The organism is Thalassovita sp., assembly GCF_034670005.1.
Classification (GTDB): domain Bacteria; phylum Pseudomonadota; class Alphaproteobacteria; order Rhodobacterales; family Rhodobacteraceae; genus Thalassobius.
Map to the genome: position 1 here is coordinate 289,202 of NZ_JAXMOH010000001.1, position 26,537 is coordinate 315,738.

Here is a 26,537-nt window from a genome sequence, read left to right on the forward strand (position 1 = left end):
CCCGAACTCACAGACGACCGGCCCCGCCGGTCGTCTTTTCAGGTTTAAGGAACATCAAATGCCCGCAAAGATACCCGCAACCGTGGTGACCGGATTCCTCGGCGCCGGAAAAACCACCCTGATCCGCCACATGCTGTCCAATGCCGAAGGCAAGCGGATCGCGCTGATCATCAACGAATTCGGCGACCTTGGCGTCGATGGCGATATTCTGAAAGGCTGCGGTGACGAAACCTGCAGCGAAGACGATATCATGGAACTGTCCAACGGCTGCATCTGCTGCACCGTGGCCGAGGATTTCATCCCCACCCTGCAAAAACTGCTGGACCGCGATCAGGCCCCCGATCACATCGTGATCGAAACCTCCGGGCTGGCATTGCCGCAACCCTTGGTTCGCGCCTTCAACTGGCCGGAAATCAGCACCCGGGTCACCGTCGACGGCGTAGTGACCGTGGTCGATGGCAAGGCGGTGACTGAAGGCCGTTTCGCCCATGACATCGCCGCCGTCGATGCCCAGCGCAAACTGGATGAAAACCTCGATCACGAAACCCCGCTATCGGAACTGTTCGAAGACCAGATCGCCTGCGCCGACATGATCGTGGTCAACAAATCCGACCTGCTAAGCGAAGACGAGATTACCGCGCTGACCGCGAAACTGCGCGCAGACAGCCGCGACGGCGTGCAGGTGGTGAAATCCACGATGGGCGCACTGCCGGTCGATGTGTTGCTGGGTCAGGGGATCGGCGCCGAATCCGACATGTCCGCCCGGCACGAAATCCACCATCACCACCACCATGATGACGACGATGATGATCATGACGATCATCATCATGATCACGACCATGACGATTTCGAAAGCTTCGTGGTACTGCGCGATGAAATCACCGATGCCAAGGCCTTTGCCGAACATCTGGCCGAAGTGATCCGTGATCATGACATCCTGCGGCTCAAAGGCTTCGCGGCGGTTCAGGGCAAACCGATGCGCCTGACTTTGCAGGCCGTGGGCCCGCGCGTCGACAGCTATTTCGACCAACCTTTCGGCACCGGTCCGCGTGAAACCAAACTGGTGGTGATCGGTCAGGCCGGGCTTGACCGCGCCGCGATCGAGGCGGCGCTGCGCGCATGATCATCGTGGAACTCAGCGACCCGCATCAACCGCAGGCGACCGCGCTTTTGCAGCAATCGCATGCGCTGATGCAGTCACTGTTTCCGCCCGAGGATAATTTCTTCCTTTCGATCGACGATCTCTGCGCATCGAATATCCGCTTTTTCACCGCGCGGGACGGTGCAACGGTTCTGGGCACCGGGGCGCTGGCCGTGAAAGAAGACTATGGCGAAATCAAATCCATGTTCGTCGCTGAAACGGCACGGGGCAAAGGCGTGGCCGATGCCCTGATGCGTCAGATCGAGGACGAAGCCCGCGCCCTGAACCTGCCCTGTCTGAAACTGGAAACCGGCAACGTGCTTGACGCGGCGCACCGGCTTTATGAACGCCACGGTTTCACCCGCTGCGGCCCGTTCGGTGATTACCCCGAAGCCGCCAGCAGCGTCTTCATGGAAAAACCGCTATGACCTCAGCCGTTGTCTTCCGCCTTGGCGGCCTCGGCGGCTTTTTTCATCCGCTCCAGCAACTTTGCCTTGTCGTTGCGCGCATCCTTGCTGGGGCCTTTTTCCTCGCCCAGCCGCGGTTTGTTCTTGCCGTAAGTGGGCTTGACCCCGCCCATTCTGCTGTAATCCATCGCCCAATCCTTTCCGATTGCTTAGCGGCTCTTGCCGCAAAGCGGCACCAAACACAAGATAGGGCCAGCTGATGCACCTTCTCGCCGCCACTCCCGGGTCCATTGACGACGGCAAAGAACCTGTCGATCTGGGTCAGACCCCTGCCGATCTGGTGTTCATTTCCGCCGCCGATACCGAATTGGCCGCGCTGTCGCAGGCCCGCGCCGAAATGGACAGCCCGCCTTCGCTGCGGTTGGCCAACCTGACCCATTTGCAACACCCGATGTCGGTCGACCTGCATCTGGACAATTGCGCCACCAAATCGCGGCTGGTGGTGGCGCGAATTCTGGGCGGCGCGGGGTACTGGAAATACGGGTTCGAACAATATGCCGCCCGGCTGGCCGAAGCAGGTGTGCCCTTCGTCGCCCTGCCCGGCGATGACAAACCCGATTCTGATCTGCGTGGGCTGTCCACCGTATCGGCACAGGAGTATGATGCGCTGTGGTCCTACATGGTCGAAGGCGGGCCAGAAAACAGCACCAATTTCCTGACCTATTGCCAGTGGATGATGGATGGCCACCCCGCTGACGACGCCCCCGAAGCCGCCAAACCGCTGCTGCGCGCCGGGGTCTACTGGCCCGGCGCTGGCGTGGCCGACCTTAAAGCGGCGCAATCGTCATGGACCAACGATGCGCCAGTGGTGCCGGTGATTTTCTACCGCGCGCTGGTTCAGGGCGCGGGACTGAACCCGATCAACCGGCTGGTCAAGGCTCTGTTGCGGCAGGGGCTGAACCCGCTGCCGGTCTTTGTCGCCTCGCTGAAAGATCCGGTATCGGTTGCCACCCTGGAAACCCTGTTCACCGCCGCGCCGCCCTCGGTCATCCTGAACGCCACCGCCTTCGCGGTCGGTTCCCCCCATACCGGCGACACATCGGCGCAAAACCCGCTGACAATGCCCGCCGCCAACGCCGCACCGGTGTTTCAGATCGTGCTGGCCGGATCGACCGAAGAAGCGTGGTCCGCAGGGCTGAACGGCCTGACTGCCCGCGACATTGCCATGAATGTCGCCCTGCCCGAAGTCGACGGCCGGGTGCTGGCCCGTGCGATCAGCTTCAAGGACGAAGCCTATTTCGACGACGCTACCGAATGCCCCATCGCCACCTACCGCGCCCAGGGCGACCGGATCGAGTTCACCGCGCGGCTTGCCGCCAACTGGACCCGGCTGCGCGACAAACCCGCCAGCGACCGCAAGGTGGCGCTGGTGCTGGCGAATTACCCCAACAAGGACGGGCGGCTTGCCAATGGCGTCGGGCTCGACACCCCCGCCGCCACGGTGCATCTGCTCGACCTGCTTGCCGAACAGGGTTACCGCGTCGACGGCGCGCCGGACGACAGCGATGCGCTGATGCAGGCGATCCTCGCAGGCCCGACCAACTGGCTGACCGACCGGGCCGAACGGCGCGGCGGAGTCGAAATGAGCCTTGCCGACTATCAGATCGACTACGGCCAGCTGCCATGGGAGTTGCGCGAAGCGGTGGAAAACCGCTGGGGCGCGCCCGAGGCCGATCCATTCTTCACACCGGGCGCAGTAGATTGTGGCCGCTTCAACCTGTCGGTGCTGCAATACGGCAATGTCGTCGTCGGCATTCAACCCGCGCGCGGCTATAATATCGACCCGACCGAAACCTATCACGCGCCGGATTTGGTGCCGCCGCATAACTATCTGGCGTTCTATTTCTGGCTGCGCCACCAATTCGCGGCCGATGCCATCGCCCATATTGGCAAACACGGCAATCTGGAATGGCTGCCCGGCAAGGCGCTGGCGCTGTCGCAAACCTGCTGGCCCGAAGCCGTGTTCGGCCCGACCCCGCATCTTTACCCGTTCATCGTCAACGACCCCGGCGAAGGCACACAAGCCAAGCGCCGGGCGCAGGCGGTGATCCTCGATCACCTGACCCCGCCATTGACCCGCGCGGAAACCTATGGCCCGCTGCGCGACCTCGAAGCGCTGGTCGATGAATATTACGAAGCCGCCGGCGTCGATCCGCGCCGGATTGATCATCTGCGCCGCGAAATCCTCAGCCTGACCGCCGCCACCGGGCTTGATCAGGATGCCGGGATGCAGGGCGACGACGAAGACACCGATCTGGCCAAGCTGGACGCCTATCTGTGCGAATTGAAAGAGGCGCAGATCCGCGACGGGCTGCATATTTTCGGCCAATCCCCGACCGGCATTCAGGCCCGCGATCTGGTCATCGCGCTGACCCGGGTGCCGCGCGGCGATGGCTCCGGGGCCGACGCCTCGCTGATCCGCGCGCTGGCACAAGATCTGGCGCTCGGCTTCGACCCGCTGGATTGCGATATGGCAGCAGCCTGGACCGGGCCGAGGCCGCAGGCGCTGCTGGATCTGACGACCGATCCCTGGCGCAGCGCCGGCGACACCGTCGAACGGCTCGAACTGTTGGCCATTCGCACCGTCGAAAGCGAAACGGCACCGGCCGGACCGGCAAGCACCGCCGTACTGACCCACATCAGCGACACCGTCCGCCCCATCGTGGCCCAATGCGGCCCGGCCGAAGGCGCGGGATTCCTCACCGCGCTGGACGGTCGCTTTGTCGCCCCCGGCGCCTCCGGCGCGCCGACCCGCGGACGGCTGGACGTGCTGCCGTCCGGGCGCAATTTCTTCAGCGTCGACAGCCGTGCGGTGCCCACCCCCACTGCCTGGGCTTTGGGCTGGAAATCCGCCAATCTGCTGATCGAAAAGCACCTGCAAACCCATGGCGACTGGCCGCGCACGATGCTGGTGACCGCCTGGGGCACCGCCAATATGCGCACCGGCGGCGATGACATCGCACAGGCGCTGGCGCTGATGGGGGTGAAACCGAAATGGGACAGCGCCAACCGCCGCGTCACCGGGTTCGACATCCTGCCTGCCACCACGCTGGGCCGTCCGCGCGTCGACGTCACCCTGCGCATCTCGGGATTTTTCCGCGATGCCTTCCCGCAACTGATCGCGCTGGTCGACAGCGCCGCGCGCGCGGTAATGGCGCTGGACGAACCAGAGGATCAAAACCCTGCCGCCGCCCGGGCGCGCGCGGGCGAGGGTCAGGCGCGGGTGTTCGGATCGAAACCGGGGGCTTACGGCGCCGGTCTTCAGGCGCTGATCGACGAACGGATTTGGAACGACAAATCCGATCTCGCCGAAGCCTATCTGAACTGGGGTGGCTATGCCTATGGCGCTGGGTCCGAGGGCACCCGCGACCGGGCCGGGTTTGAACAAAGGCTGAAACAGACCGAAGCCATTGTGCAGAATCAGGACAACCGCGAACACGACCTTCTGGACAGCGACGATTATTACCAGTTCGAAGGCGGCGCCGCGGCGGCGATCAGCACCTTGCAAGGGCAGGACCGGCCGATCTATCACAACGATCATTCCCGCCCCGAACGCCCGGTGATCCGAACGCTGGACGAAGAAATCGGTCGGGTGTTACGGTCCCGCGTGGTCAATCCGAAATGGATCGACGGGGTGAAACGCCACGGCTACAAGGGCGCGTTCGAAATCGCCGCGACGGTCGATTACCTGTTTGCCTTTGCCGCCACCACCGGTGCAGTCAAGAACCACCATTTCGATCTTGTCCATGCCGCGTTCCTGGAAGACGACGACACCCGTGATTTCATCGCCGACCACAACGCCCCCGCTCTGCGCGAAATCGCCGAACGGCTGAAGGAAGCCATTGATCGCGGCCTGTGGGTGCCAAAATCGAACTCGGCCCGCGCGGGGATCGACACCCTGCTGGGCGGCTAAAAGGGTTTCAATCCTTTGAAACGCGTTCGCCCACCTTACGATTTCGACGCCCTCCATGCGCTGTTGCTGAAAAGCTTCGCCTATATGGAGGGCCGAATCGAGCCGCCCAGTTCGCTGCACCGGATGACTGCCGCGACGCTGGAACAGGACGCCCGCGACAAGGAACTCTGGGTGATCGAGGACAAGGGCCGACCGATCGCCTGCATGATCCTGACCGCACAGCCCGATACGCTCTATCTGGGCAAGCTGGCGGTGGATGCGGACCATCGGGGACAGGGATTGGCCCGCCAACTGGCCGAACAGGCGCAAACGCGAGCACGGCAACTGGACCTGCCCAGCATCACCCTGCAGACGCGGGTCGAACTGACCGAAAACCACGCCGCCTTCGAAAAAATGGGCTTCGTTCAAACCGGCTCTACCGCGCATGAAGGCTTTGACCGTCCGACCAGCCTGACCTTCGTCAAGCCGGTGCCGCCAAACCCGCTATAACCGGCCGCTCAGCGCCATCTGGCGCCGCATCACATCCCGAAGCCCTGCGACAAACTATCCGTTGCATTCGGACTTTTGAATGTTATTCATATTCCATGTTCAGAATACAATAAGACTCGAAATGGCTTCGTACCTCAAACGCCCGGCAGATAATTATTCGACCCTCTATTTCCTCGCCTCGCTCGGTGCGGGCGGTCTGACCGTCACCTTTTTCATGTATCTGATGTTCTGGGTGCCCCATACCGGTCGCCCGGTGCCGATCTTCGAAGGCATCGCGGCCGCCTTCGCAAACGGCGGTGTCCCGAAGCAAACCGCGATCATGGTCGCCGTGTTGGTGCTGACCGCCGTCGCTCTTGTCGCGCTGGCCCTGATGGTCGCCCTGGTGCTGCGGCTGAACCGACAGCATTTCGACAAGGTCAAAGGCACGATTGCAGTTCCTGCCGAATAGTCCTCCTCCCTCCGGCAGGGAACAGAAAGGGCGGTCCATGATCGGGCCGCCCTTTCCTATTGCGGCCAACGCCATTATCTCTGGTCAGGACAACAGGACAGGGAATTCCGAGATGAGCGCCGACAGCGACCGCCACGCGACCAAAATGGCCAAGAAAAAGGCCGCCCGCGATAAAATCATGGCCACCAAGACCGATGAAAAGGGCCTGATCATCGTCCATACCGGCAAGGGCAAGGGCAAAAGCTCGGCCGCGTTCGGGATGATTTTTCGCTGCATCGCTCATGACATGAAATGCGCGGTGGTGCAGTTCATCAAGGGTGGGATGAGCACCGGCGAACGCGATCTGATCCTGTCCAGGTTCACCGACATCTGCGAATTCCACACTATGGGCGAAGGCTTCACCTGGGAAACCCAGGATCGCGACCGCGATGTCGAAATGGCGCAGGCGGCCTGGGAAAAAGCCAAGGACCTGATCCGCGATCCGTCCAACAAGATGGTGCTGCTGGATGAAATCAACATCGCGCTGCGTTACGATTATATCGACATCAACGACGTGGTCAGCTTTCTGGTCGATGAAAAACCGCCGATGACCCATGTGGTTCTGACCGGGCGCAACGCCAAGGACGACCTGATCGAAATCGCTGATCTGGTTACCGAAATGGAACTGATCAAGCATCCGTTCCGGTCCGGCGTCAAAGCACAGATCGGGGTTGAATACTGATCCGCTGATCCGGTAGGCCGGGCGCTGCCCCGAACCCGCTCCACGCTTGCGCCCCAGACGGGGCGGTCATATAATTTGACCAATTTACCAATTGGATCACCATGCCGTTTCAAAAAGTCCAACCTGAAAAACTGTCCGACGCAGTCACCAAACAGATCGAGCTGTTGATCCTGCGCGGGATTTTACGGCCCGGCGAACGGCTTCCTTCGGAACGCGAATTGTCCGAACGTCTGGGTGTGTCGCGGCCGTCGCTGCGCGAGGCGATCTCGGATTTACAGGACCGTGGCTTGCTCAGTTCGCGCGCGGGGTCCGGCATCTATGTCGCCGAAGTGCTGGGCTCGGCCTTTTCTGACGCATTGGTCAAACTGTTCGCCAGCCATCAGGAAGCGGTGTTCGACTACATCTCGTTCCGCCGCGACATGGAAGGATTGGCCGCCGAACGCGCGGCGCGGCTGGGATCGGATACCGATCTGCAGGTGGTGCAAACCATTTTCGAAAAAATGGAAGCCGCCCATTCCAAACGCAACCCTGCGGGCGAAGCCCAGCTCGATGCCGATTTCCACCTAGCCATTATCGAAGCCAGCCATAACGTCATCATGCTGCACATGATGCGGTCGATGTATCAGCTGCTGCGCGAAGGCGTGTTTTACAATCGTCAGATGATGTTCAGGCAACGCACCACCCGCGACACATTGCTGAACCAGCACCGCGACATCAACACGGCGCTGCAGGCGCGCGACCCCGAAGGTGCCCGCGCCGCCGTCGAGGCCCACCTGGATTACGTCCGCACCACGCTGTTCGACCTGAAGAAAAGCGAACGCAACGAACAAATCGCCAAGCAACGTTTCGACCACGAACAAGCCCGCTAGGACAGTCCGCCCCCCGGAAAACCGGAGAAGCCGGTCCAAACAGTCGTAGTAAGGGTTCGGTTAGCTTTCGCTGAATACGCCCGGATGTCGGCCGTCGCCGTGAACCAAATCTCGGGTGTGTCTTGGGCGGAAATATTTTTTCTTGATCTTCCAGACACTTGGTCCTTCCCTTGGTCCTGTCAAAATGATCGACGCGCGAAACGTTCTGGAAGGTGGATTTATGTCAAAGATGCAAGGAGGGTGCCTGTGTGGCGAACTTCGGTACGAAGTCTCAAAACAGCCCGCTAAGATAACAATGTGTCACTGCAAGTTCTGCCAGAGAGCCACTGGCGGTGCCTACTTGGTCGAACCGGTATTCGAAGACGCTGATTTCGCGATGACCAAAGGCAGTCCCAAAACCTACAACCACATATCTGCCGGCAGCGGCAAAAAAGTACGCATCAATTTCTGCGACAACTGTGGGACCAAACTGTTTCTGACCTTTGAACGCTTCAAAGGTGCTGTTGGCGTTTACGGTGGAACACTCGACGATCCTAATTGGGTCGAAATCACCCCGGATAATTCCAAACATATCTTTTTAGGCGTAGCTCAGAGCGAAACAATCATTCCGGCACATATCAACGCTTACACGGAACACGCCACTCTAAATGACGGAACACCGATTGCGCCAACAGTGTTCGACAGACCGCAGCGAATTGGCGATTTGTAACAAGACACCCAACTCTGCATTTCGGCAGTACAAGCCATCTGCCAATGGCCCAATGACCGCAAATCGCTGCAACGCAAACCTGTGTGGAGCGCGGCATCAAGCGCAGCCGCCCCCTCGTCCGCTTTCGCCACAAACTGACCAACGGCTGCGTTGGCCGCCTGCCGCCACCACAGGTGGGCGCGTTCAGGCCGTCCGCTTATAGCGTTCTTCCAGTTCGGTTGCGAAATCGGCGACCCGCAGGTGGAATTTCGACTGGATCTTACTGCGGCCCAGCTTCAGCGATTGCAACACCAGCCGCGCCGCCAGCGTGGTGGCGGACAATTCGATGGCCAGCGTCATCCGTGTACGGGTCCGCGACAGCGCCACCAGTTCCAGCACCAACTGGCCTTCCAGCCCCTGACCGCCGCCGATGAACAACATGCCGTTGGGCGGGTCGTATTCGCTCAGCGTCAGCCGGATATTGCGCAGCTTGCCGCGCATCATGAAACTCAGGTCCCATGCCACGCCCGGGCCAATCTCTTCCAGTTCGTCAACCCGCTGCACTTCGGCCCCGCGCCGCAACGCTGCCCGTTCGAAACCATCGAAATCCGTCAGCATCTCGAAAACCTGCTGGATCGGGGCGTCGATATCTTCTTTGCTTTCGAATTTCATGCTGCTGCCCCGTTTTTTACGCTTTTTGTCCCGGTCGTCATTTTTGTCTCATTCCAAACGATCCGCAAGCCAGTTCCGCAACAGGAACTCGGCGATCGCACCCTTGCGGGCCGGTCTCAACACCGGATGCTGACCAGAGAATGACAACATGATCTCTTCACGCGAAAACCAACGCGCATCTTCGATTTCCTTGGGGTCGATGGTGACCTCTTCGCTCAGCCCCTCGCCCTTGCAGCCGAACATCAGCGACGCCGGAAACGCCCAGGGCTGGCTGGCCAGATATTCGACCGCTCCGACCCGGATGCCGGATTCCTCGAACACTTCGCGCCGCACCGCCGCCTCCAGCGTTTCGCCCGGCTCAACGAACCCCGCCAACAGCGAATACATGCCCGCAGGCCAGCCATGCGACCGCCCCATCAGCACCGAATTGCCACGGGTGATCAACATGATCACAACCGGGTCGGTGCGCGGAAAATGCTGGCTGCCACAGGACGGGCAATTGCGCTGCCATCCCGACATCGACATCACGCTTTCTTGCCCGCATTTTGAACAGAACCGGTGGGTTCTGTGCCAGTTCAGCAGCGCACGTGACGTCGCCGCCAATTCGGCATCACGCGCGGTCAACCGCGTCATGATCATGCGCAGCTCGGCAAAGCTGTCACTGTCGGGCAGGCTGGGATGATGCTGTTCGCTGGGATCGAAAAAACTGTTCAGCGCCGCCGGGTCCAGCGCCGCCGGCACCCAGCCGGAAATGTCATGGGCAAACACCGGACCGCTGTCTTCGCGTCCCAGGAATATCGGTGCTTCGCGCACCTCGGCCAGGATTGGGTGATCCAGTGGCAGCCGGGTCAGGTCGGTATTGCCCTCCGGCCCACGTGAAATCAGCGGCTTGCCACGCCACAGAACCATGGTCGTCGCCCCCGGCGCAGCCGCGGCCGCAGCCATCGCGTCGGCATCGCCGCGCAGTTCAGCCGCGCGATCCAGCCCCGATCCTCCGAACGTCACGGTTTCGGCGTGTTTCATACCAGCCCTCCCAGCGCTGCGGACCACCGTCTTCAATCTGTCAGCGGCCTGTTCTTGCGCAAAATGCTTACCGCGCCAACGCCATATCTGAAACCCTGTTAAACCTGCCAGAGCTGGGAAAATTGATGCATCTTAGATTGACATTACGTAAACCTGAATCTATCAACATTAATACAATTTTTAGGTGAACTTTTTTCTGTTACCTGCGCAGAGGTTGCCCGGTGAATTTTAGCCACCCTTCGAATGAACTCCATTTGAAGCCAGAAGAAGCACATATTAGAATTTTACAGACATCGGATGTACATATGCATCTGCTGGCCTATGACTATTTTTCAGCCACCAACAACCCGCAGATCGGCCTGTCACGTACCGCCACTTTGGTCAAAACCGCCCGCGCCGAAGTCCCCAATTCGCTGCTGTTCGATACCGGCGATTTCCTACAAGGCAATCCGCTGGGCGATCAGGTCGCCCGCCACGACAAACAGAATGCCAAACTGCACCCGGCCATCGCGGCCATGAACGCGCTTGAATATGACGGGGCGACATTGGGCAATCACGAATTCAGCTATGGGTTGGGTTTCCTGATCGACTCTTTGATCAGCGCCCATTTTCCGCTGGTCCTGGCGAATGTTGCCCGCAGTCTGGGCCATCGGCCGACTGCCGACCGGACCTTCCTGCATCCCTACCGGGTCCTGCAAAAAACCGCGCGCGACGGATCAGGGTCGCAACAGACGATCCGGATTGGCATGATCGGTTTTGTCCCGCCGCAAACGGCGGTCTGGGATCGCCACGCGGTCGAAGGTCAGTTGTATTTCCGCGACATCGTGGAAACCGCGCGGGATTACATCCCCCGGATGAAGGCAGACGGTGCCGACCTGATCATCGCACTGGCACATTCCGGCATTGCCACCCCTGATGATCCGCAGGTGCAGGAAAACGCGGTTTTGCCATTGTCGGAAATCGACGGGATCGATGCGATCCTGTGCGGCCACCAACACCGCCTGTTTCCTGACTCCGTTTTCGCGAATATCCCCGGCGTGGATATTCTCGACGGCACCGTCAACGGCAAACCCGCGATGATGCCGGGTTTCTGGGGCAGCCATCTTGGCGTCATGGATCTGGTTGTGGCCCCCAAGGACAGCGGCGGATGGGAAATCCGCCGCCACCAGACGGAACTGCGCCCGATCTACAGCGGTGTACCACAAAGCGGGATCAGCGATTCCATCACCGAAGCCCCCGAGGTCGTGACCGCGGTACACGACCATCATCAATTGACGCTGAGCGATATCGAGAAACCTGTCGGAGTGACCCGGCATCCCTTGAATACGTTCTTTGCTCTGGTCGCCGACGATGCCTCTCTGCAACTGGTGGCGCAGGCCCAAAGCGATTATGTGGCGCGCTGCCTGCAAGGAAGCCCGGACGCCACTCTGCCGGTCTTGTCCGCGGTTTCCCCGTTCAAGGCCGGGGGCCAGGCCGGAGCCAGCAATTACACCGATATCGGGGCCGGGCCGTTGACGCTGCGCAGCCTGGCAGACCTCTATCCCTTCCCGAACGTGATCTGCGCCGTGAAACTGACAGGGCGCGAAATCGTCGAATGGCTGGAACGCTGCGCCGCACTGTTTCTGCGGATTTCACAGGGCCTGCGCCGACAGGCCCTGCACAACCCGGATTTCCCCAGCTACAGCTTCGATCACATCGTGGGTTTGGAATATCAGATAGATCCGTCTCAACCGCCACGCTACACTCCCAAAGGCCGGATTGTTTCCGACGAAAACCGCCGGATATCTGCAATTACATGGCGCGGAAACCCGGTTGGACCAGATCAGGAATTCATCGTGGCCACCAATAGTTTCCGCGCCAGTGGCGGGGGTGGATTCGCCCCGGTCCCGGGCGAAAAAGTGGCGCTGGAAACCCATCGGCAGGTGCGCGACATCCTTGGCGACTACATCCGGCATTTGGGCACCGTCGATATCGTCCCCGAACCGGTCTGGCGCTTCCGCAAACTAAGCGGCACAAGCGCGCAATTCAAAACCTCGCTCAACGCAGTCGAACGGCTGATGGACATCCCGCGCCGCACTCTCAGCTTCGACAGCCTCACCGAGGATGGTTTCGCAATGATCCACATGGATTTCTAGGCCACGCGCCCTGACTTTCCGCCTTTCCCCCGTCTTGCAATCGCCCCGCCACCGGATTATATCTGCGCTTGAGAGGTTGGCGCGGGCAGGCACCTCGCCAACCCGGTCAGATCCGGAAGGAAGCAGCCGTAACGAGCCCCGCTTGGGTCGTTGTCCAGCCTCTCACCCCCTTTCCCGACCACAGTAATTTGGCGAATCGCAGCCAAAACCGCCACGCCCCCTTGCCGCGCCGGTGAAAAGCGGCATTCATATCCGCCAAGACCCCGCTGCACACAAATACGGAGCCCGCGTGACGAATCCCACGCTGCAAGATCTGGGCTGGTCGCCCTTTTTCGCCACCCAACCTGATGCGTCGGGGGATGATGGCGGCGTGCCGATGCGCATCGCCTCGGTACAACGCAACAAGGCGACCGGCCTGTCCGAACAGGGCGAACAACGGTTGATCTACCCCCCCGGTCTCAGCGCCGGCGACGTGGCGGTGGGCGATTGGGTTATCGTCGATCCCGACACCCATGCCATCCGCACGATTCTCGACCGCAGCTCGAAGCTCAGCCGCCGCGCCGCCGGGATCGAAGCCAAGTCGCAACTGCTGGCCGCCAATATTGACACGCTTTTCATCACCACGTCCTGCAACGAGGATTTCAATCCGGCCCGGATCGAACGCTATGTCGTGTTGGCGCTGGATGCGGGCGTTTCGCCGGTTCTGATACTGACCAAGGCGGACAAGACCGACGAGGCCCAGACCTATCTGCGTCAGGCGCAAGAGATCTCCGACAAATTCGATGCAATCCTGACCCTCAACGCCAAGGACCCGGACCAGTCCGACCGCTTGCGCAATTGGTGCGGCCCGGGCCGCACGGTGGCCTTTGTCGGCTCCTCGGGGGTGGGAAAATCGACCCTGATCAATGCCCTGACCGGGTCTGCGCAATCGACCGCCGACATCCGCGAAGACGACGCCAAGGGCCGCCACACCACCACCGCCCGGTCGCTGCATTTCGCCACCGGCGGCGGCATGGTGATCGACATGCCGGGGATGCGTGAACTGGGCCTGCACGACGTCGCGGGCGGCATCGACGTGTTGTTCGACGACATCACCGAACTGGCAACCCAGTGCAAATTCCGCGATTGCGCCCATATCAGCGAACCGGGCTGTGCGGTTCTGGCCGCGATCAAGTCCGGTGCGCTCAACGAAGACCGGGTCGAGCGCTGGCGCAAACTGCGCGCCGAAGATCAGCTGAATTCAGAAACTATGGGTCAATCCCGCCGCCGCGCCCGTGAAATCACCCGCCAGCACAAGGCGGTACAGGCGGCCCAAAGCAGAATCAGGGGCAAACCGGGCGGCAAAGACAGAAGCGGCAAATAGCGCCATTGCCATCCGCCCGCCAATCATCAACCCTGATGCGATCGCCGTTGATGAGGAGAACCGCGCCGATGACATTCGCCCGTATTGCAGCCAGCCTGGTCAGCCTGCTGACCTGTCTCGCCGTTCCTGCTCAGGCCGGCCAGCTCATGCAAGTCACCCCCATCGCCCCGAATACCTATGCTCTGGTCGGCTCGACAGAGCAGCGCAGCCCCGACAATCTGGGAAACAATTCCACCCACGGGCTGATCGTCACCGACGAAGGCGCAGTGCTGATTGATGCGGGCGGCAGCTACAAGGGCGCGCAGGCGATCGACGGGATCATTCACGGGCTGACCGATCAGCCGGTGCGCTACGTGATCAATACCGGCGGACAGGATCACCGCTGGATCGGCAACAGCTACTGGAAAGAACAGGGCGCCACCATCATCGCTTCGGCCGATGCGGTCGCCGATCAGCAGGCCCGCGCCTCGATGCAGCAGACCATCCTGACAGCCCTGATCGGATCGGACACTCTGGAAGGCACCAGCCCGGCCTATGCCGATATTACTTTCGAAGACAGCTACGATCTGACCCTTGGCGGCGTGACCTTGCAACTGGTTCACCCCGGCCCGGCCCACACGCCGGGGGACAGTTTTGTCTGGGACCCGGCGACCAAAACCGTATTCACCGGTGATATCGTCTTTGTCAGCCGGCTTCTGGGCGTGCTGGAATTTTCCAACAGTGCCGGCTGGGTCGAAGCCTTCGACGCGATGGCCGCGCTGCACCCGACCCATGTTGTGCCCGGACACGGACCGGTCACCGATCTGGCGACGGCGACCCATGACACCCGCGATTACCTTGCCAACCTGCGTGAAAAAATCGGCGAACATATCGAAAATGGCGGCGATATCATCACTTCGGTCGAGGTCGACCAATCCGCCTTTGCCGATCTGGACAATTTCGACACGCTGGCCCGGCGCAACGCTCAGGAAGTCTTCAGCCAGATGGAATGGGAGTAAGCGCCCACGCCATCTGCGCCTCGGTTTCCACCGCGCAGGGCCGCGCCGCCCGCAGCCGCGCCAGTGCCGTCATGCCCTCCTCACCCGCCTCGACCATCAGCCGCAGCGCCACCATGCCGGACCGGCCGCAGCCCCCCTTGCAGTGGATCACGATGCGGCCGCCCCCGTTCAGCGCCGCCAGCGCGGCGTGGCTGACTTCGGGCCAATGCGCCGCAAACTCCTGACCGGGCACCCCGAAATCGGCCACCGGCAAATGGACCCAGCGGCAACCGGACTCGACCATGTCCGCCCCCAGCCGCTCCGCGCCTTCGGCCACCAACTCGGCCAGCGTGGTCAGGGTGATCACCATCGACGGGGCCCATTCGCGCAAATGTTCCAGATCTTGCGCATAGCCGCCGCCCCGCCCCGGCATCGGGCAGATCGCCAATATCCCATCCCCGATCGTCAGCGCATTCAGCACCAGATTGGACATGCCCCGTCCCTTTCATCGCGACACCGGGGCCAATCGCCCGGCTTGCCGCTTTTTTCCCCTTTGCGTCATGGCTCACGTTTTGAGTGACCCAACCGCTCCCCGCTACAATCCGAGCTTATCCGCACAAGCCCCCGCTGCACATAAAAAGATATATCCGCCCGTCTTGCCCTCTGGCACCCGCGGCCAAAACCGAACGGCCCGGTTTCATCTTGGCCCAAATACTCCGGGGGGAATGCGCGCAGCGCGCGCAGGGGGGCAGCGCCCCCGCCCCTGCATTCCCGCGCTTCCTCCCTGCCCCGGCAGCTATCCGGTAGACGGACACCGCCCCAACGCTTACCTTGTCCCCAGTTCCGAATCCGAAGGCAGATCATGACCGACACCCCCACCCCCGGCTACCAGGTTCTGGCACGCAAATACCGCCCCGAAACCTTTGCCGATCTGGTCGGGCAGGATGCGATGGTGCGCACCCTGCGCAACGCGTTCGAGGCCGATCGCATCGCCCAGGCCTTCATCATGACGGGGATTCGCGGCACCGGCAAAACCACCACCGCGCGGATCATCGCCAAGGGGATGAACTGTATCGGCCCCGATGGCACCGGCGGCCCCACCATTGATCCTTGCGGCCAATGCGAACATTGCCGCGCCATCATGGAAGGCCGCCATGTCGACGTGATGGAAATGGACGCCGCCAGCCGTACCGGCGTCGGTGACATCCGCGAAATCATCGACAGCGTGCATTACCGCGCCGCCTCGGCCCGCTACAAGATCTACATCATCGACGAAGTTCACATGCTTTCGACCAGCGCCTTCAACGCGCTGCTGAAAACGCTCGAAGAACCCCCCGCGCATGTGAAATTCATCTTTGCCACCACCGAGATCCGCAAAGTCCCGGTCACGGTCCTGTCGCGCTGTCAGCGCTTCGACCTGCGCCGGATCGAACCCGAGGTGATGATCGCCATGCTGCGCCGCATCGCCGATGCGGAAGCCGCCCAGATCACCGATGACGCGCTGGCGCTGATCACCCGCGCCGCCGAAGGCTCGGCGCGTGACGCGCAATCGCTGCTCGATCAGGCGATCAGCCACGGCGCCGGTGAAACCAGCGCCGATCAGGTCCGCGCCATGCTGGGGTTGGCCGATCGTGGCCGGGTGCTGGACCTTTACGATCTGATCATGAAAGGCGACGCCGCTGGCGCGCTGGCCGAAATCGGCGGTCAATATGCCGATGGCGCCGACCCGATGGCGGTGCTGCGCGATCTGGCGGAAATCACCCATTGGATTTCGGTGGTGAAAATCACCCCCGACGCGGTCAATGATCCCACGGTCAGCCCCGATGAACGCGCCCGCGGTCAGGCAATGGCCCAGGCGCTGCCGATGCGGTCGATGACCCGGATGTGGCAGATGTTGCTCAAGGCGCTGGACGAAGTCGCCAGCGCCCCCAACGCGATGATGGCCGCCGAAATGGCAATCATCCGGCTGACCCATGTCGCCGACCTGCCCAGCCCCGAAGAATTGCTGCAAAAGCTGCAAAACACCCCGCAACCGCAGCCCCCGGCCGGTGGCCCCGGCGGCGGTGCGCCGATGCAATCCTCGGGATCAGGGGCGGCGGCCCCGGCCTATGCTCCGGCCCCGACCGGCGGCAGCGGCGGCGCGCCGCAACAGGGTGGGCCGCAGGCCGCGCTGGCTCAGGATGCCGATCAGGCGCTGGCGCGCTTTCCGACCTTCGACCACGTGGTCGAACTGATCCGCCACCATCGCGATATGCAATTGCTGGTTCATGTCGAAACCGGCCTGCGGCTGGCCGCCTATCAACCCGGACGGATTGAATTCGTTCCCACCCCCGACGCCCCGCGCGATCTGGCCCAAAGGCTGGGCAGCGCGTTGCAACGCTGGACCGGAAATCGCTGGGCCGTCACCGTGGTCAACGAAGGCGGCGGCGAAACCATCGACGAAAAACGCAACGCCAAGGAGACCGCCCTGCGCGCCGAAGCCGAAGCCCATCCGATGGTTCTGGCCGTGCTCAATGCCTTTCCCAAAGCCACGATCACCCAGATCCGAACGGCCCGGGATTTGCAGGCGAAAGCCCAGGAAGACGCCTTGCAGGAGGTCGAAGACGAATGGGATCCGTTCGAAGAAGACTGATCCCCACCACAAACCGCCGGTAACGGCAATCCGTAGTAAGACCAACACCAACAGAAAACAGGAGTATCCCGATGCTAAAGGGTCTCGGCAGTCTTGGCGACATGGCTGGCATGATGAAAAAAGCCAAGGAAATGCAGGGTAAAATGGCCACCCTGCAGGAAGAAATGGCAAACCTGACCGTGACCGGTGAATCCGGTGCCGGGCTGGTCAAGGCGACCTGCACCATGAAAGGCGAAATGAAGGCGCTGGATATCGATCCTTCGATCTTCCACCCCGATGAAAAGGAAGTGGTCGAAGACCTGATCCTCGCCGCCATCAAGGACGCTCAGCTCAAGGCCAGCGACCGGGCGCAGGAAGAAATGACCAAGCTGACCGAAGAAATGGGTCTGCCAAAGGACATGAAACTGCCGTTCTGATCCGTTTCATCGTTCCTGAAAATACTCCCGCCGGAGGCGTGACACAGCGCGGTACAGGCGCCGCGCCCCCGGCGGATCACCCCCTATTCAACGCCCCCAATCCGCACTAGATTGCGGCTATGAGCGACAAACCCACCCAAGATATCGACGCCCTCATCGAAATGATGGCCAAGCTTCCGGGCCTCGGACCCCGGTCGGCGCGGCGCGCGGTGCTGCAAATGATCCGCAAACGGGCGCTGCTGCTGACGCCGCTGGCAGACCTGATGCAATCGGTCGCCGCCACCGCCCGCGAATGCCTCAATTGCGGCAATATCGGCACTTCGGATATCTGCACCATCTGCTCCAGTGAAAAACGCGCCAACGGCATCCTGTGCGTGGTCGAAGACGTGGCCGATCTCTGGGCGATGGAACGCGCCGGCGGCTTCAAGGGCCGCTATCACGTGTTGGGCGGCACCCTGTCGGCCCTCGATTCGATCGGCCCGGAACAATTGCGCATCCCCAAGCTGGTCGACCGGATCAGCGCCGAAGACATCACCGAAGTGATCCTCGCGCTCAATGCCACGGTCGATGGCCAGACCACCGCGCATTACATCGCCGATCAACTGGAAAGCCGGGTCAGGCTGACCTCGCTGGCGCAGGGCGTGCCAATCGGCGGTGAACTGGATTACCTCGACGAAGGCACCATCACCGCCGCGCTCAACGCCCGCAAACAGATCTGACCGGACCCGGCGGGGTAAACCGCCGGACCCGGTCCGCTGATGTCAGATCACCACCACGTCAAGCGGCGGAAAGCCGTTGAAGTTGACCGAGGAATAGCTCGACGTGTAGGCGCCGCAGCAGCGAATGATGATCCGGTCACCCGACCGCAGCCCCACCGGCAATTGCACCGGGCGCTTTTCATACAGCACGTCTGCGCTGTCGCAGGACGGTCCGGCCAGGATCGAGGATACGGTTTCCTCGTGGTCGCGGTCGGTGATGAACTGGTACCGGATCGCCTCGTCCATGGTTTCTGCCAGTCCCGAAAATTTACCGATATCCAGATACACCCAGCGATGCAGGTCATCGTCGGATTTCTTTGATACCAACATTACCTCGGCCGCGATCATACCCGCCTCGGCCACCATGCCGCGGCCCGGTTCTGCCATCACACGCTCGGCACCGATGAACCGCGCCTCGACCATCTCCATCACCTTGGCGGCATAAAGCGAAACCGGTTCGATCGCGTCGCCGTAAAAGGCCGGGAAACCGCCGCCGATATTGATCAGCGACAACGGGAAACCGTTTGCCCGCGCCTTGGCCCAGACAGCAGAAACCTGATCCAGCGTATCGCGCCACATCCCGGCATCGCGGGTCTGGCTGCCGACATGGAAGGACAACCCGACCGGGGTCAGCCCCAAGTCGACCGCGTGTGCCATCAGAACCTCGGCCATCTCCGGCGCGCAGCCGAATTTGCGGCTCAGCGGCCAATCGGCCCCGGTCGCGCCCACCAGCAGGCGGATATAGACCTGTGCACCGGGCGCGTGCTCGGCGATCTTTTCCAGTTCTTCCTCGGCATCGGCGGCAAACAGGGTGATCCCGGCCTGATGGGCAAAGGCGATATCGGCTGCACGTTTCACGGTATTGCCGAAGGAAATGGTTTCAGGGTGCGCGCCAAGGCTCAGGCACAGTTCGATCTCGCCGCGCGAAGCCGCGTCGAAATGCGATCCCTCGCTCAGCAGCACTTCCAGCACTTCGCGCGCCGGGTTCGCTTTGACCGCGTAATGGATATCGGCCCGGCCCAGACCGGATTTCAGCGCCCGGTACTGCCGTGCAACGGCTTCGCGGTCCACAACCAGCGTCGGCCGGTCGAATTCGGTCGAACGGATGAAGGCTTCGATACGGGTGTCAGTACGTACGGCATCGCCGCACGCGAAAGGTGCTACGTAGGCGTTCATGGTCATCTCCAATAGACCCGGCCATATATGACCGCTCACTTCCAAGGGAGACGTTACCGTCGCTACGTAAACACGGACCCGTTCGGGTCGGCCAGAGGCGCGTGCGTTGGCGTCTTAGCGCGGCATCTAGGGCTCTGTTTGGATTCGATCAAGAGATTTTTTCGCTCCGCGGCAAAGTATTTTTCAAACCTGATTTCAGACCCAATTTTGATCAAATACCAAGACTGCCAGCGCAACGCAAAAATCCTCTTAAACATTTGTTTTATATTATTTATTATCACACAACCTCGATGGAATATCGCCACCATTGGCAGTTTTCAGACCATTACGATCAAATCAAACGCGCGCCGCCCAATCAGGCAGCTGGCGACCCAATACGACCTCGCCTCCCAACCGCCCCAGCTCATCGCTGTTTTTCGCCGCCTTGCCACAGCCCGCCGTCGCCACCGAAACCCGCGCACTCAACCGGTCGATCAGGGCCTGCCCATCGTCGCTGTAACTGGTCACGCAGGCCGCGATCCGGGTCGAGGCGCAGCGCAGCTCCGGCATACGTGCCCGTATTGCCTCGTCCAGATAGGCCCCAACCTCGGGGTTTCCGCCCGACCGGAACCAATCGCGCATGTCCTGATCGGTCTCAAGCGCGACATTCTCCGGATCGCCGCCGATCTTCAGCCAGGTCTTGCCATCGGGATAGCGGATGGGCGGCAAAAGATACGGGTCCTCGCCCTCCGGTCCAAGCCAGATCAGCGGCGGCATCCCGGCCAGTCGCGCCTGCTCCGCCGCATCGACCTCCAGTAACAAAACGGTTCGGGCATAGACCTTCAGGCTGATCGCCTCGCCCAGCAGCGCCTTGCTGAACCCACCGGCGGCCACCAGAACCTGATCCGCCTCGACCTCGCCTTGGGCTGTCTGCACAACCACCCCCGCCGCCGTTTCGTGCATTCCCGTCACCACCGCGTCCAGAATCCGCGCCCCGGCGCGCTGCGCGGCAATCCCCTGTGCCCGCACCAGCGCGCGCGGATTGATATGCCCCGCCCGGCGCGGCTCGAACAGCGCCAGCGTATCCCCGGCAAAGCTGAAATAGGCAAACCGCTCGGCCAAATCCGTCCCACGAAAGGGCTGGCACCTGATCCCGTCCCGCGCCGCGACCCGTTCCACATCGGAAATCGGTCCGCTGCCCTCGGGCCCCGCCATGATCAGCCCGGTTTCGTGGAAAAACCGAACCCCGCTGGCCACCTCGATCTGTTCATAGCGCGCAATGCTTTCGCGGCTGACCCGGCTCCAGAACGGCGACGGGTCCAGCGACCGGGTGATCCGGCCCTCGTCATAATGGCTGCCGAAAACACCGTCATGTCTTTGCGGCTCCGTCGGCTCCGATGGACCGATCAGGATCACATCCTGTCCCTGCATCGCCAGATGACGCGCCGCCGCGCTTCCGATCAATCCCCGTCCGACAACCGCAATCTGCATCGCCCGTCCCTTTCCCGTCTTATCCTCGACGAGATTGGGCAGTCGGGTGGTAAATGAAAACCCCTGCCGCTTCTTCTTGGCACAAATACTCAAACTGCGGACCCGAACCGCCCTTGAAACGTAAAAAGCCCGGGCGATTCTGCCCGGGCTTTCCTATTTCTCGGCTCAAACAGCGCTCAGGGCTGTTCGTCCTCGTCCTCGTCTTCGTCCTTGCTGCTGGGAAGCTTGAACAGGCTTTCGGCGTCGTACACCTCTTCCTTTTCTTCCTCGCGATCATCCTTCAGGCTGAAGGTTTCCAGCCCTTCGATGGCGGTCGGGATTTTGGGCGTGTCTTCCATCGACAACGACTGTTCGGTGCTGACCAGCTTGCGGCGCTCGTCATCGCTCATCACCACGCCCTCGGCCTGACGCTTGGCAACCGCCTTCTGCACGGCGGCATCCAGTTCGGATTGCTTGCACAGCCCCAATGCCACCGGGTCGACAGGTTGAATATTGCCGATATTCCAATGCGTGCGCTCGCGGATCGCCTGAATTGTCGGCTTGGTGGTGCCGACCAGTTTGGAAATCTGGCCATCAGACAATTCGGGATGGAATTTCACCAGCCAATAAATCGACGCCGGACGGTCCTGACGCTTGGACAGCGGTGTATAACGCGGCCCGCGGCGTTTTTCCTCGCCCACTGCGGACGGATTGAACTTCAGCTTGATCTTGTGCAGCGGGTTCTTTTCCGCCAGATCGATTTCTTCCTGGGTCAGCTGATTATTGGCGACCGGATCGAATCCCTTGACGCCCGTTGCCACATCGCCATCGGCAATGCCCTGGATTTCCAGCTCGTGCATACCGACGAAATCGGCAATCTGTTTGAAACTGATTGTCGTGTTGTCAATCAGCCAGACGGCGGTCGCTTTCGCCATGATCGGTTTGGTCATAGCATATCTCCTTAACTCAAATCTTCCCCGTTGCCTGAAACAGGCGGTCCCTGATAGGGGACAGGTTACCGTGTTGGGGAACTTGCCGCATATATAGTGCCAACCGTTGGATAAGGAAAGAGTGAATGCGCAAACACCTGCTGAGCCTGATCTTCACCCTCCTCGCCGCCGCTGCCAATGCCGACGGCGAACGGTCCGGCGCCTTCGATTACTACGTGCTCTCGCTCAGCTGGTCGCCAAGCTGGTGCGCAACAGAAGGCGATGCGCGCCAGTCGCCGCAATGCGACGCCAGCGCCGATTACGGCTGGGTATTGCACGGGCTCTGGCCGCAATATCATCGCGGCTGGCCGTCCTATTGCCGCACCACACAGCCGCACCCGACCCGCCAGATGAGCGCGGAAATGGCCGATATCATGGGCAGTTCCGGCCTGGCCTGGTATCAGTGGAAAAAACACGGCGTCTGTTCCGGCCTCACCGCGGCGGCCTATTACGACCTGGCCCGGCGCGCCTATGACAGCGTGACCCGCCCGGCAATATTCCGAAAACTGGACCGGCCGGTCACCCTGCCGGCAAAAGTGGTGGAACAGGCCTTTCTCAAGGCCAATCCCGGGCTGGAACCGGACATGCTGACCATCACTTGCAAAGACGGGCGCATTCAGGAAGCCCGCCTTTGCCTGTCTAAATCCCTCACCCCGGTCCCTTGCGGGCGCGATATCGTCAGGGATTGCGGCCTGACAAACGCCCTGTTCGACCCGATCCGCTAGGGCCTCAGACCGCCAGGTCCTCGGCGCTTTTACCCGCTTCGATCGCGGCCAGGAACCACGCAGGCCGACGACCTTTTCCGGTCCAGGTCTGTTCGGGGTTTTCCGGGTTGCGGTATTTCGCAACACCGGCAGGTTTGATCGTTTTCTTACCCATGACCGCGGTCAATTCGGCCAGTGTAAAGCCCAATTCCTTGGCTTTCTCTTCCAATTCGGAAAGAGCCGCCTTTTTCTTACGGTCGTCATAAGTCGCAATTGCCTTTGCCACAGTCTTTTGCAGCGATTTCAATTCGGCAATCGAATACTCGGACAACTCTTCCACGCTCATATTCACAAGATCAGACATAATTGCTCCTACGCGTTCAATTTATCATTTTTTATGTACATAATAAGTGGCGGCCACAATAAGATTAGCGAACTGAAAAGCGGTCTATTGATTAAATTGCGATAATTATCGCCCTAAACTGGTTCACGAATCCAGAAACAAAACCAGTGGCGGTTTTATTGAGCTGGAAGAGTAGTCAACCGGGGGCTGCAAAGTCGCAAATTGCGGCCACCGGGCTTGGATCAGGCGACTTTCAGCACGATCTTACCGATATGGCCGCTGCTTTCCAACCTTGCATGGGCGTCGGCTGCATTGGCCAGATCGAATTCGCTATCCATGATCGGACCGATTTTCCCTGCATCCAGAAGCGGCCAGACATTTTCCAACAGGCTTTCGGCAATTTTCGCCTTGGCCAAATCGCTTTGCGGTCGCAATGTTGACCCGGTAAGGGTCAGACGCCGGGTCATCACCTGCGCAAAGTTCACCTCAACCTTGGGACCTTGCAGGAACGCGATCTGCACCAACCGTCCATCGTCGGCCAAGGCGCTGAGGTTGCGCGGAATATACGACCCACCCACCATATCGAGGATCAGATTCGCCCCGCCTTCGGCGCGCATCACCTCGACGAAATCCTCGTCTTTATAGAGGATCGTGCGCTCGGCCCCCAGCCGGGCACAGGCGGCGGCCTTTTCCTGGCTGCCGACGGTAACGAAAACCCGCGCCCCGAATTCGCGCGCCAACTGTATCGCCGTGGTGCCGATCCCCGACGATCCGCCATGGATCAGGAACCGTTCGCCCGCCTTCAACCCACCGCGCTGAAACACGTTGGACCAGACGGTGAAATAGGTTTCGCACAGACAGGCCGCTTCTTTCAGCCCCATGCCCTTGGGCACCGGCAGGCAATGCGCCGCCGGGGTCGCCACATATTCGGCATAGCCGCCACCGGGCAGCAGGGCACAGACCTGATCGCCGATTGCCCAGCCACTGACCCCTTCGCCCAACGCGACGATTTCACCGGCACACTCCAGCCCGGGCAGATCGCTGGCGGTGGGCGGCGGCGCATAGGCCCCGGCGCGCTGTAATGCATCGGGTCGGTTGACCCCCGCATAGGCCACCTTGATCACCACCTGGCCCGGCTGTGCCTGCGGCATCGGCCGGTCACATAGTTTCAACACATCCGGCCCGCCCGGTTCGGTGATTTCGACCGCGCGCATGGTCTCTGACATCTCGTTCTCCTTGATTGGTCGCTTATTGCTCGCCCGGCCAACGGCCGGGCATATCCTGCCGGCCCGCCCCCGGCGCCTTGATCTGATCCAGCACTGCCAGCGGACCCGCCAACAATCCGCTCAGCAGCTTGTTGTCACGGATACCGGCCTTGGTTTTTTCAAACTTCATCACGTCATCGATCCGCCGATCCAGAAATTCCCAGGTGGCCTGATGATCCGGCGTTTCATCGCCCAGCCAATACAGCACGGTCGATCCGTAAACCGCACTCAGCGTGGCCCGTTTGGTGTACCAGTTCACATCATCCGAGCTGTCGCCCAGCGTTTCCCAGATCAACCCGGCCGTTTCCCACATCAACCGCATCCCGTCCGGCGCATGTTGCGGCATCGAAAACAGCGTCAGCCCACGGCGCACCGCCTCCTTGTCCTCGACCGCCTCCAACCGATACCGAACGCCAAGGGCGATTCGGTCGCGAAAGCGCATCTCGTCCAAATCCGCAGCCCTCAGCCGCGCTACCATCTGCGCATCGCCACGCTTGTGAAACGCCACCGCCAAATCGACCGCGCCGCGCGGGCAAATCGACCGCGCCACCGTCGGGTCGACCGCCGCATCTGCCACGGCTGCGTCAAATGTCGCTTCTGTCCAGCCGTCAAAGGCCACATGGATCAGTGCTGCGTCGAGCAGACGATCCTTCAGATCGGGCACAGTCATGGACTCTCCTTTCGTGCTGGCTTCGGTGTAGACAATTAAATCAAGCCTTGCTATAGGACCACCTCCTGCAACTCCATGCAACTCAACTTAGAAAGGTGGTGAAAACCACATGCAGGTTAGTGTTCGCGACAACAATGTCGATCAGGCGCTTCGTGCCCTGAAGAAAAAGCTGCAGCGTGAAGGCGTCTTCCGCGAAATGAAGCTCAAGCAACATTTCGAGAAACCGTCCGTCAAAAAAGCGCGCGAGAAAGCTGAAGCCGTTCGCCGTGCCCGTAAACTGGCACGCAAGAAAGCCCAGCGCGAAGGTATGCTGTAAGGCCCTTCTCGAAAGCTTGAACATGCAAGTTTTGACGACCCCCGTGGCTACGCCCGGGGGTTTGTCTTTTTGAGGGGCGCGCCTATGCGCGCTCTTTTTTATTTGGCGGCCTTGCAGGCCGCGCCGCCTCCGGCGGGAGTATTTTTTCCAAGAAGAAACAATTAGTGCGTCATTAACGTTAATGCGCGATCCTCACCGGGCGGTACAGGCTGGAGAGCCGATGACCGCCCAAGGAGAAGCCGCCTTGCCCTTTTTGGGGCACGCGTCCCCGATATCGGGCAAGGCGCACCCTGTTGTTTCTTCTTGGGTAAAATACTCAAATCCAACCGTGGCACCGGGTACGACGCCGATCAGTCAGGTGGTCCAGCGTCGCACCGCTCGGGCGATACGGAGTCCGAACCGGCGGGCTGTTTCCAGGTCGCCCGGCTGCACCATCAGCGTCTTGTCGCGCGAACTGGTGGCCGCCAGCCCCAGCCACGCACCGCTTTCGTTGATGCCGGGATTGGCGGCATCAACCGGCGCCCCAATCTGATCCTGCCCGACCCAGATCATGCCGTGCTGGGCGGCGAATACCGACAGCTGGATCAGCGTCGCAAGCTTGTCACCGCCCGGGAAGGTGGCCACCGTGAACCCCGCCGCCAGCTTGTCGGCCCAGACCTGATCGGTCCAACGGTCGCTGGTGTCATCCATGAAGCTTTTGAAGCCTGCGGCGGCGCTGCCCATATAGGTGGGCGTTCCGAACAGAATCGCCGCCGCCTCATCCAGCGCCTGCCAATCCGCACCGGTCATTGCCGCGACATCGACCAGTCGGGACGCAGAGCCCGATTCGGCAGCCGCAGTCGCGATCGTTTCGGCCAACCGCGCGGTGTGGCGGCTGCCACTGAAATAGCAGATGACGATATCGCCCATACGC

Annotated in this window: 26 protein-coding genes, 1 other RNA gene and 1 pseudogene; 17 read left to right on the top strand and 11 right to left on the bottom strand. The window is 61.1% G+C overall.

Annotated features, from left to right (window positions below):
• Nucleotides 1–58 precede the first annotated feature (58 nt).
• Nucleotides 59–1,123, top strand: coding sequence for a cobalamin biosynthesis protein CobW (cobW, locus tag VOI23_RS01610; protein ID WP_323780540.1), 1,065 nt, complete (start codon nucleotides 59–61; stop codon nucleotides 1,121–1,123).
• The gene (locus VOI23_RS01615) at nucleotides 1,120–1,569 is read left to right on the top strand and encodes a GNAT family N-acetyltransferase (protein ID WP_323780542.1); all 450 of its coding nucleotides are present in this window, start codon (nucleotides 1,120–1,122) and stop codon (nucleotides 1,567–1,569) included. Before cobW ends, VOI23_RS01615 begins: the two co-directional genes overlap by 4 nt.
• Nucleotides 1,570–1,571: 2 nt before the next feature.
• Here VOI23_RS01615 and VOI23_RS01620 read toward each other — a convergent pair whose 3' ends face one another.
• Nucleotides 1,572–1,736 carry a hypothetical protein gene (locus VOI23_RS01620; RefSeq protein ID WP_323780545.1) on the bottom strand — a complete coding sequence of 55 codons (165 nt, stop codon included), beginning with the start codon at nucleotides 1,734–1,736 and terminating at the stop codon, nucleotides 1,572–1,574.
• Nucleotides 1,737–1,807: 71 nt separating this feature from the next.
• Between VOI23_RS01620 and cobN the strand changes: the two genes are divergently transcribed.
• From cobN to VOI23_RS01650, 6 genes and pseudogenes are all read left to right on the top strand, one after another.
• The gene (cobN, locus tag VOI23_RS01625; RefSeq protein ID WP_323780548.1) at nucleotides 1,808–5,521 is read left to right on the top strand and encodes a cobaltochelatase subunit CobN; all 3,714 of its coding nucleotides are present in this window, start codon (nucleotides 1,808–1,810) and stop codon (nucleotides 5,519–5,521) included.
• A 15-nt stretch (nucleotides 5,522–5,536) separates the two neighbouring features.
• Complete coding sequence (locus tag VOI23_RS01630) at nucleotides 5,537–6,010, top strand: GNAT family N-acetyltransferase (protein ID WP_323780551.1); 474 nt, start codon at nucleotides 5,537–5,539, stop codon at nucleotides 6,008–6,010.
• A gap of 121 nt (nucleotides 6,011–6,131) precedes the next feature.
• Nucleotides 6,132–6,339, top strand: a pseudogene (locus VOI23_RS18555) (hypothetical protein); the annotation flags it as partial.
• Between the two features lie 231 nt (nucleotides 6,340–6,570).
• Complete coding sequence (cobO, locus tag VOI23_RS01640; protein ID WP_323780557.1) at nucleotides 6,571–7,179, top strand: cob(I)yrinic acid a,c-diamide adenosyltransferase; 609 nt, start codon at nucleotides 6,571–6,573, stop codon at nucleotides 7,177–7,179.
• A gap of 101 nt (nucleotides 7,180–7,280) precedes the next feature.
• Nucleotides 7,281–8,048, top strand: coding sequence for a FadR/GntR family transcriptional regulator (locus VOI23_RS01645; RefSeq protein WP_323780560.1), 768 nt, complete (start codon nucleotides 7,281–7,283; stop codon nucleotides 8,046–8,048).
• A 295-nt stretch (nucleotides 8,049–8,343) separates the two neighbouring features.
• On the top strand, nucleotides 8,344–8,757 hold the full coding sequence (locus VOI23_RS01650; protein WP_323781830.1) for a GFA family protein: 414 nt from the start codon (nucleotides 8,344–8,346) through the stop codon (nucleotides 8,755–8,757).
• A 183-nt stretch (nucleotides 8,758–8,940) separates the two neighbouring features.
• Here the strand turns inward: VOI23_RS01650 and VOI23_RS01655 are convergent, their stop codons facing one another.
• Entirely contained in the window at nucleotides 8,941–9,408 is a 468-nt protein-coding gene (locus VOI23_RS01655) for an SRPBCC family protein (protein WP_323780563.1), read from the bottom strand.
• Nucleotides 9,409–9,456: 48 nt separating this feature from the next.
• Nucleotides 9,457–10,431 carry an NAD(+) diphosphatase gene (gene nudC / locus VOI23_RS01660; RefSeq protein WP_323780566.1) on the bottom strand — a complete coding sequence of 325 codons (975 nt, stop codon included), beginning with the start codon at nucleotides 10,429–10,431 and terminating at the stop codon, nucleotides 9,457–9,459.
• 221 nt (nucleotides 10,432–10,652) lie between these two features.
• Between nudC and VOI23_RS01665 the strand changes: the two genes are divergently transcribed.
• The 4 genes from VOI23_RS01665 (at nucleotide 10,653) to VOI23_RS01680 (ending at nucleotide 14,927) form a co-directional block, all read left to right on the top strand.
• Complete coding sequence (locus VOI23_RS01665) at nucleotides 10,653–12,566, top strand: bifunctional 2',3'-cyclic-nucleotide 2'-phosphodiesterase/3'-nucleotidase (protein WP_323780569.1); 1,914 nt, start codon at nucleotides 10,653–10,655, stop codon at nucleotides 12,564–12,566.
• A gap of 69 nt (nucleotides 12,567–12,635) precedes the next feature.
• Nucleotides 12,636–12,734, top strand: an RNA gene (ffs, locus tag VOI23_RS01670) — signal recognition particle sRNA small type.
• 121 nt (nucleotides 12,735–12,855) lie between these two features.
• Nucleotides 12,856–13,929, top strand: a complete 1,074-nt coding sequence (gene rsgA / locus VOI23_RS01675) for a ribosome small subunit-dependent GTPase A (RefSeq protein ID WP_323780573.1) — start codon at nucleotides 12,856–12,858, stop codon at nucleotides 13,927–13,929.
• A 68-nt stretch (nucleotides 13,930–13,997) separates the two neighbouring features.
• Nucleotides 13,998–14,927 carry an MBL fold metallo-hydrolase gene (locus tag VOI23_RS01680; RefSeq protein WP_323780575.1) on the top strand — a complete coding sequence of 310 codons (930 nt, stop codon included), beginning with the start codon at nucleotides 13,998–14,000 and terminating at the stop codon, nucleotides 14,925–14,927.
• Here VOI23_RS01680 and VOI23_RS01685 read toward each other — a convergent pair.
• Complete coding sequence (locus VOI23_RS01685) at nucleotides 14,905–15,399, bottom strand: protein-tyrosine phosphatase family protein (protein WP_323780578.1); 495 nt, start codon at nucleotides 15,397–15,399, stop codon at nucleotides 14,905–14,907. The two genes, VOI23_RS01680 and VOI23_RS01685, sit on opposite strands and share 23 nt — an antisense overlap.
• A gap of 369 nt (nucleotides 15,400–15,768) precedes the next feature.
• Between VOI23_RS01685 and VOI23_RS01690 the strand changes: the two genes are divergently transcribed.
• The 3 genes from VOI23_RS01690 (at nucleotide 15,769) to recR (ending at nucleotide 18,673) form a co-directional block, all read left to right on the top strand.
• Complete coding sequence (locus VOI23_RS01690) at nucleotides 15,769–17,538, top strand: DNA polymerase III subunit gamma/tau (protein WP_323780580.1); 1,770 nt, start codon at nucleotides 15,769–15,771, stop codon at nucleotides 17,536–17,538.
• 71 nt (nucleotides 17,539–17,609) lie between these two features.
• Nucleotides 17,610–17,954: a YbaB/EbfC family nucleoid-associated protein gene (locus tag VOI23_RS01695; RefSeq protein ID WP_323780583.1), complete on the top strand. Its 345-nt coding sequence runs from the start codon at nucleotides 17,610–17,612 to the stop codon at nucleotides 17,952–17,954.
• A gap of 119 nt (nucleotides 17,955–18,073) precedes the next feature.
• Entirely contained in the window at nucleotides 18,074–18,673 is a 600-nt protein-coding gene (recR, locus tag VOI23_RS01700) for a recombination mediator RecR (protein WP_323780587.1), read from the top strand.
• A 42-nt stretch (nucleotides 18,674–18,715) separates the two neighbouring features.
• Here the strand turns inward: recR and VOI23_RS01705 are convergent, their stop codons facing one another.
• The 3 genes from VOI23_RS01705 to VOI23_RS01715 all read right to left on the bottom strand — a co-directional run bounded on the left by VOI23_RS01705 (nucleotide 18,716) and on the right by VOI23_RS01715 (nucleotide 22,287).
• Nucleotides 18,716–19,888, bottom strand: coding sequence for a type III PLP-dependent enzyme (locus VOI23_RS01705; RefSeq protein WP_323780589.1), 1,173 nt, complete (start codon nucleotides 19,886–19,888; stop codon nucleotides 18,716–18,718).
• A 336-nt stretch (nucleotides 19,889–20,224) separates the two neighbouring features.
• On the bottom strand, nucleotides 20,225–21,358 hold the full coding sequence (locus tag VOI23_RS01710; RefSeq protein ID WP_323780592.1) for an FAD-dependent oxidoreductase: 1,134 nt from the start codon (nucleotides 21,356–21,358) through the stop codon (nucleotides 20,225–20,227).
• 176 nt (nucleotides 21,359–21,534) lie between these two features.
• The gene (locus tag VOI23_RS01715; protein ID WP_323780595.1) at nucleotides 21,535–22,287 is read right to left on the bottom strand and encodes a DUF1013 domain-containing protein; all 753 of its coding nucleotides are present in this window, start codon (nucleotides 22,285–22,287) and stop codon (nucleotides 21,535–21,537) included.
• A 125-nt stretch (nucleotides 22,288–22,412) separates the two neighbouring features.
• Here VOI23_RS01715 and VOI23_RS01720 point away from each other — a divergent pair, with 125 nt between their 5' ends.
• Nucleotides 22,413–23,051 carry a ribonuclease T2 gene (locus VOI23_RS01720; protein ID WP_323780598.1) on the top strand — a complete coding sequence of 213 codons (639 nt, stop codon included), beginning with the start codon at nucleotides 22,413–22,415 and terminating at the stop codon, nucleotides 23,049–23,051.
• A gap of 4 nt (nucleotides 23,052–23,055) precedes the next feature.
• On the opposite strand, the gene VOI23_RS01725 is transcribed toward VOI23_RS01720, so the two are convergent.
• The 3 genes from VOI23_RS01725 to VOI23_RS01735 form a co-directional block, all read right to left on the bottom strand.
• On the bottom strand, nucleotides 23,056–23,394 hold the full coding sequence (locus VOI23_RS01725; protein WP_416376494.1) for an H-NS family nucleoid-associated regulatory protein: 339 nt from the start codon (nucleotides 23,392–23,394) through the stop codon (nucleotides 23,056–23,058).
• Between the two features lie 221 nt (nucleotides 23,395–23,615).
• On the bottom strand, nucleotides 23,616–24,599 hold the full coding sequence (locus VOI23_RS01730; RefSeq protein ID WP_323780601.1) for an NAD(P)H-quinone oxidoreductase: 984 nt from the start codon (nucleotides 24,597–24,599) through the stop codon (nucleotides 23,616–23,618).
• Nucleotides 24,600–24,621: 22 nt separating this feature from the next.
• Nucleotides 24,622–25,308 (bottom strand): COQ9 family protein, encoded by a 687-nt coding sequence (locus tag VOI23_RS01735; protein WP_323780604.1) that lies wholly within the window; start codon nucleotides 25,306–25,308, stop codon nucleotides 24,622–24,624.
• A gap of 109 nt (nucleotides 25,309–25,417) precedes the next feature.
• Between VOI23_RS01735 and rpsU the strand changes: the two genes are divergently transcribed.
• Complete coding sequence (gene rpsU, locus VOI23_RS01740; RefSeq protein ID WP_058263026.1) at nucleotides 25,418–25,624, top strand: 30S ribosomal protein S21; 207 nt, start codon at nucleotides 25,418–25,420, stop codon at nucleotides 25,622–25,624.
• A 354-nt stretch (nucleotides 25,625–25,978) separates the two neighbouring features.
• Here rpsU and VOI23_RS01745 read toward each other — a convergent pair whose 3' ends face one another.
• Nucleotides 25,979–26,533, bottom strand: a complete 555-nt coding sequence (locus VOI23_RS01745) for a flavodoxin family protein (RefSeq protein ID WP_323780614.1) — start codon at nucleotides 26,531–26,533, stop codon at nucleotides 25,979–25,981.
• Between the last annotated feature and the right edge of the window lie 4 nt (nucleotides 26,534–26,537).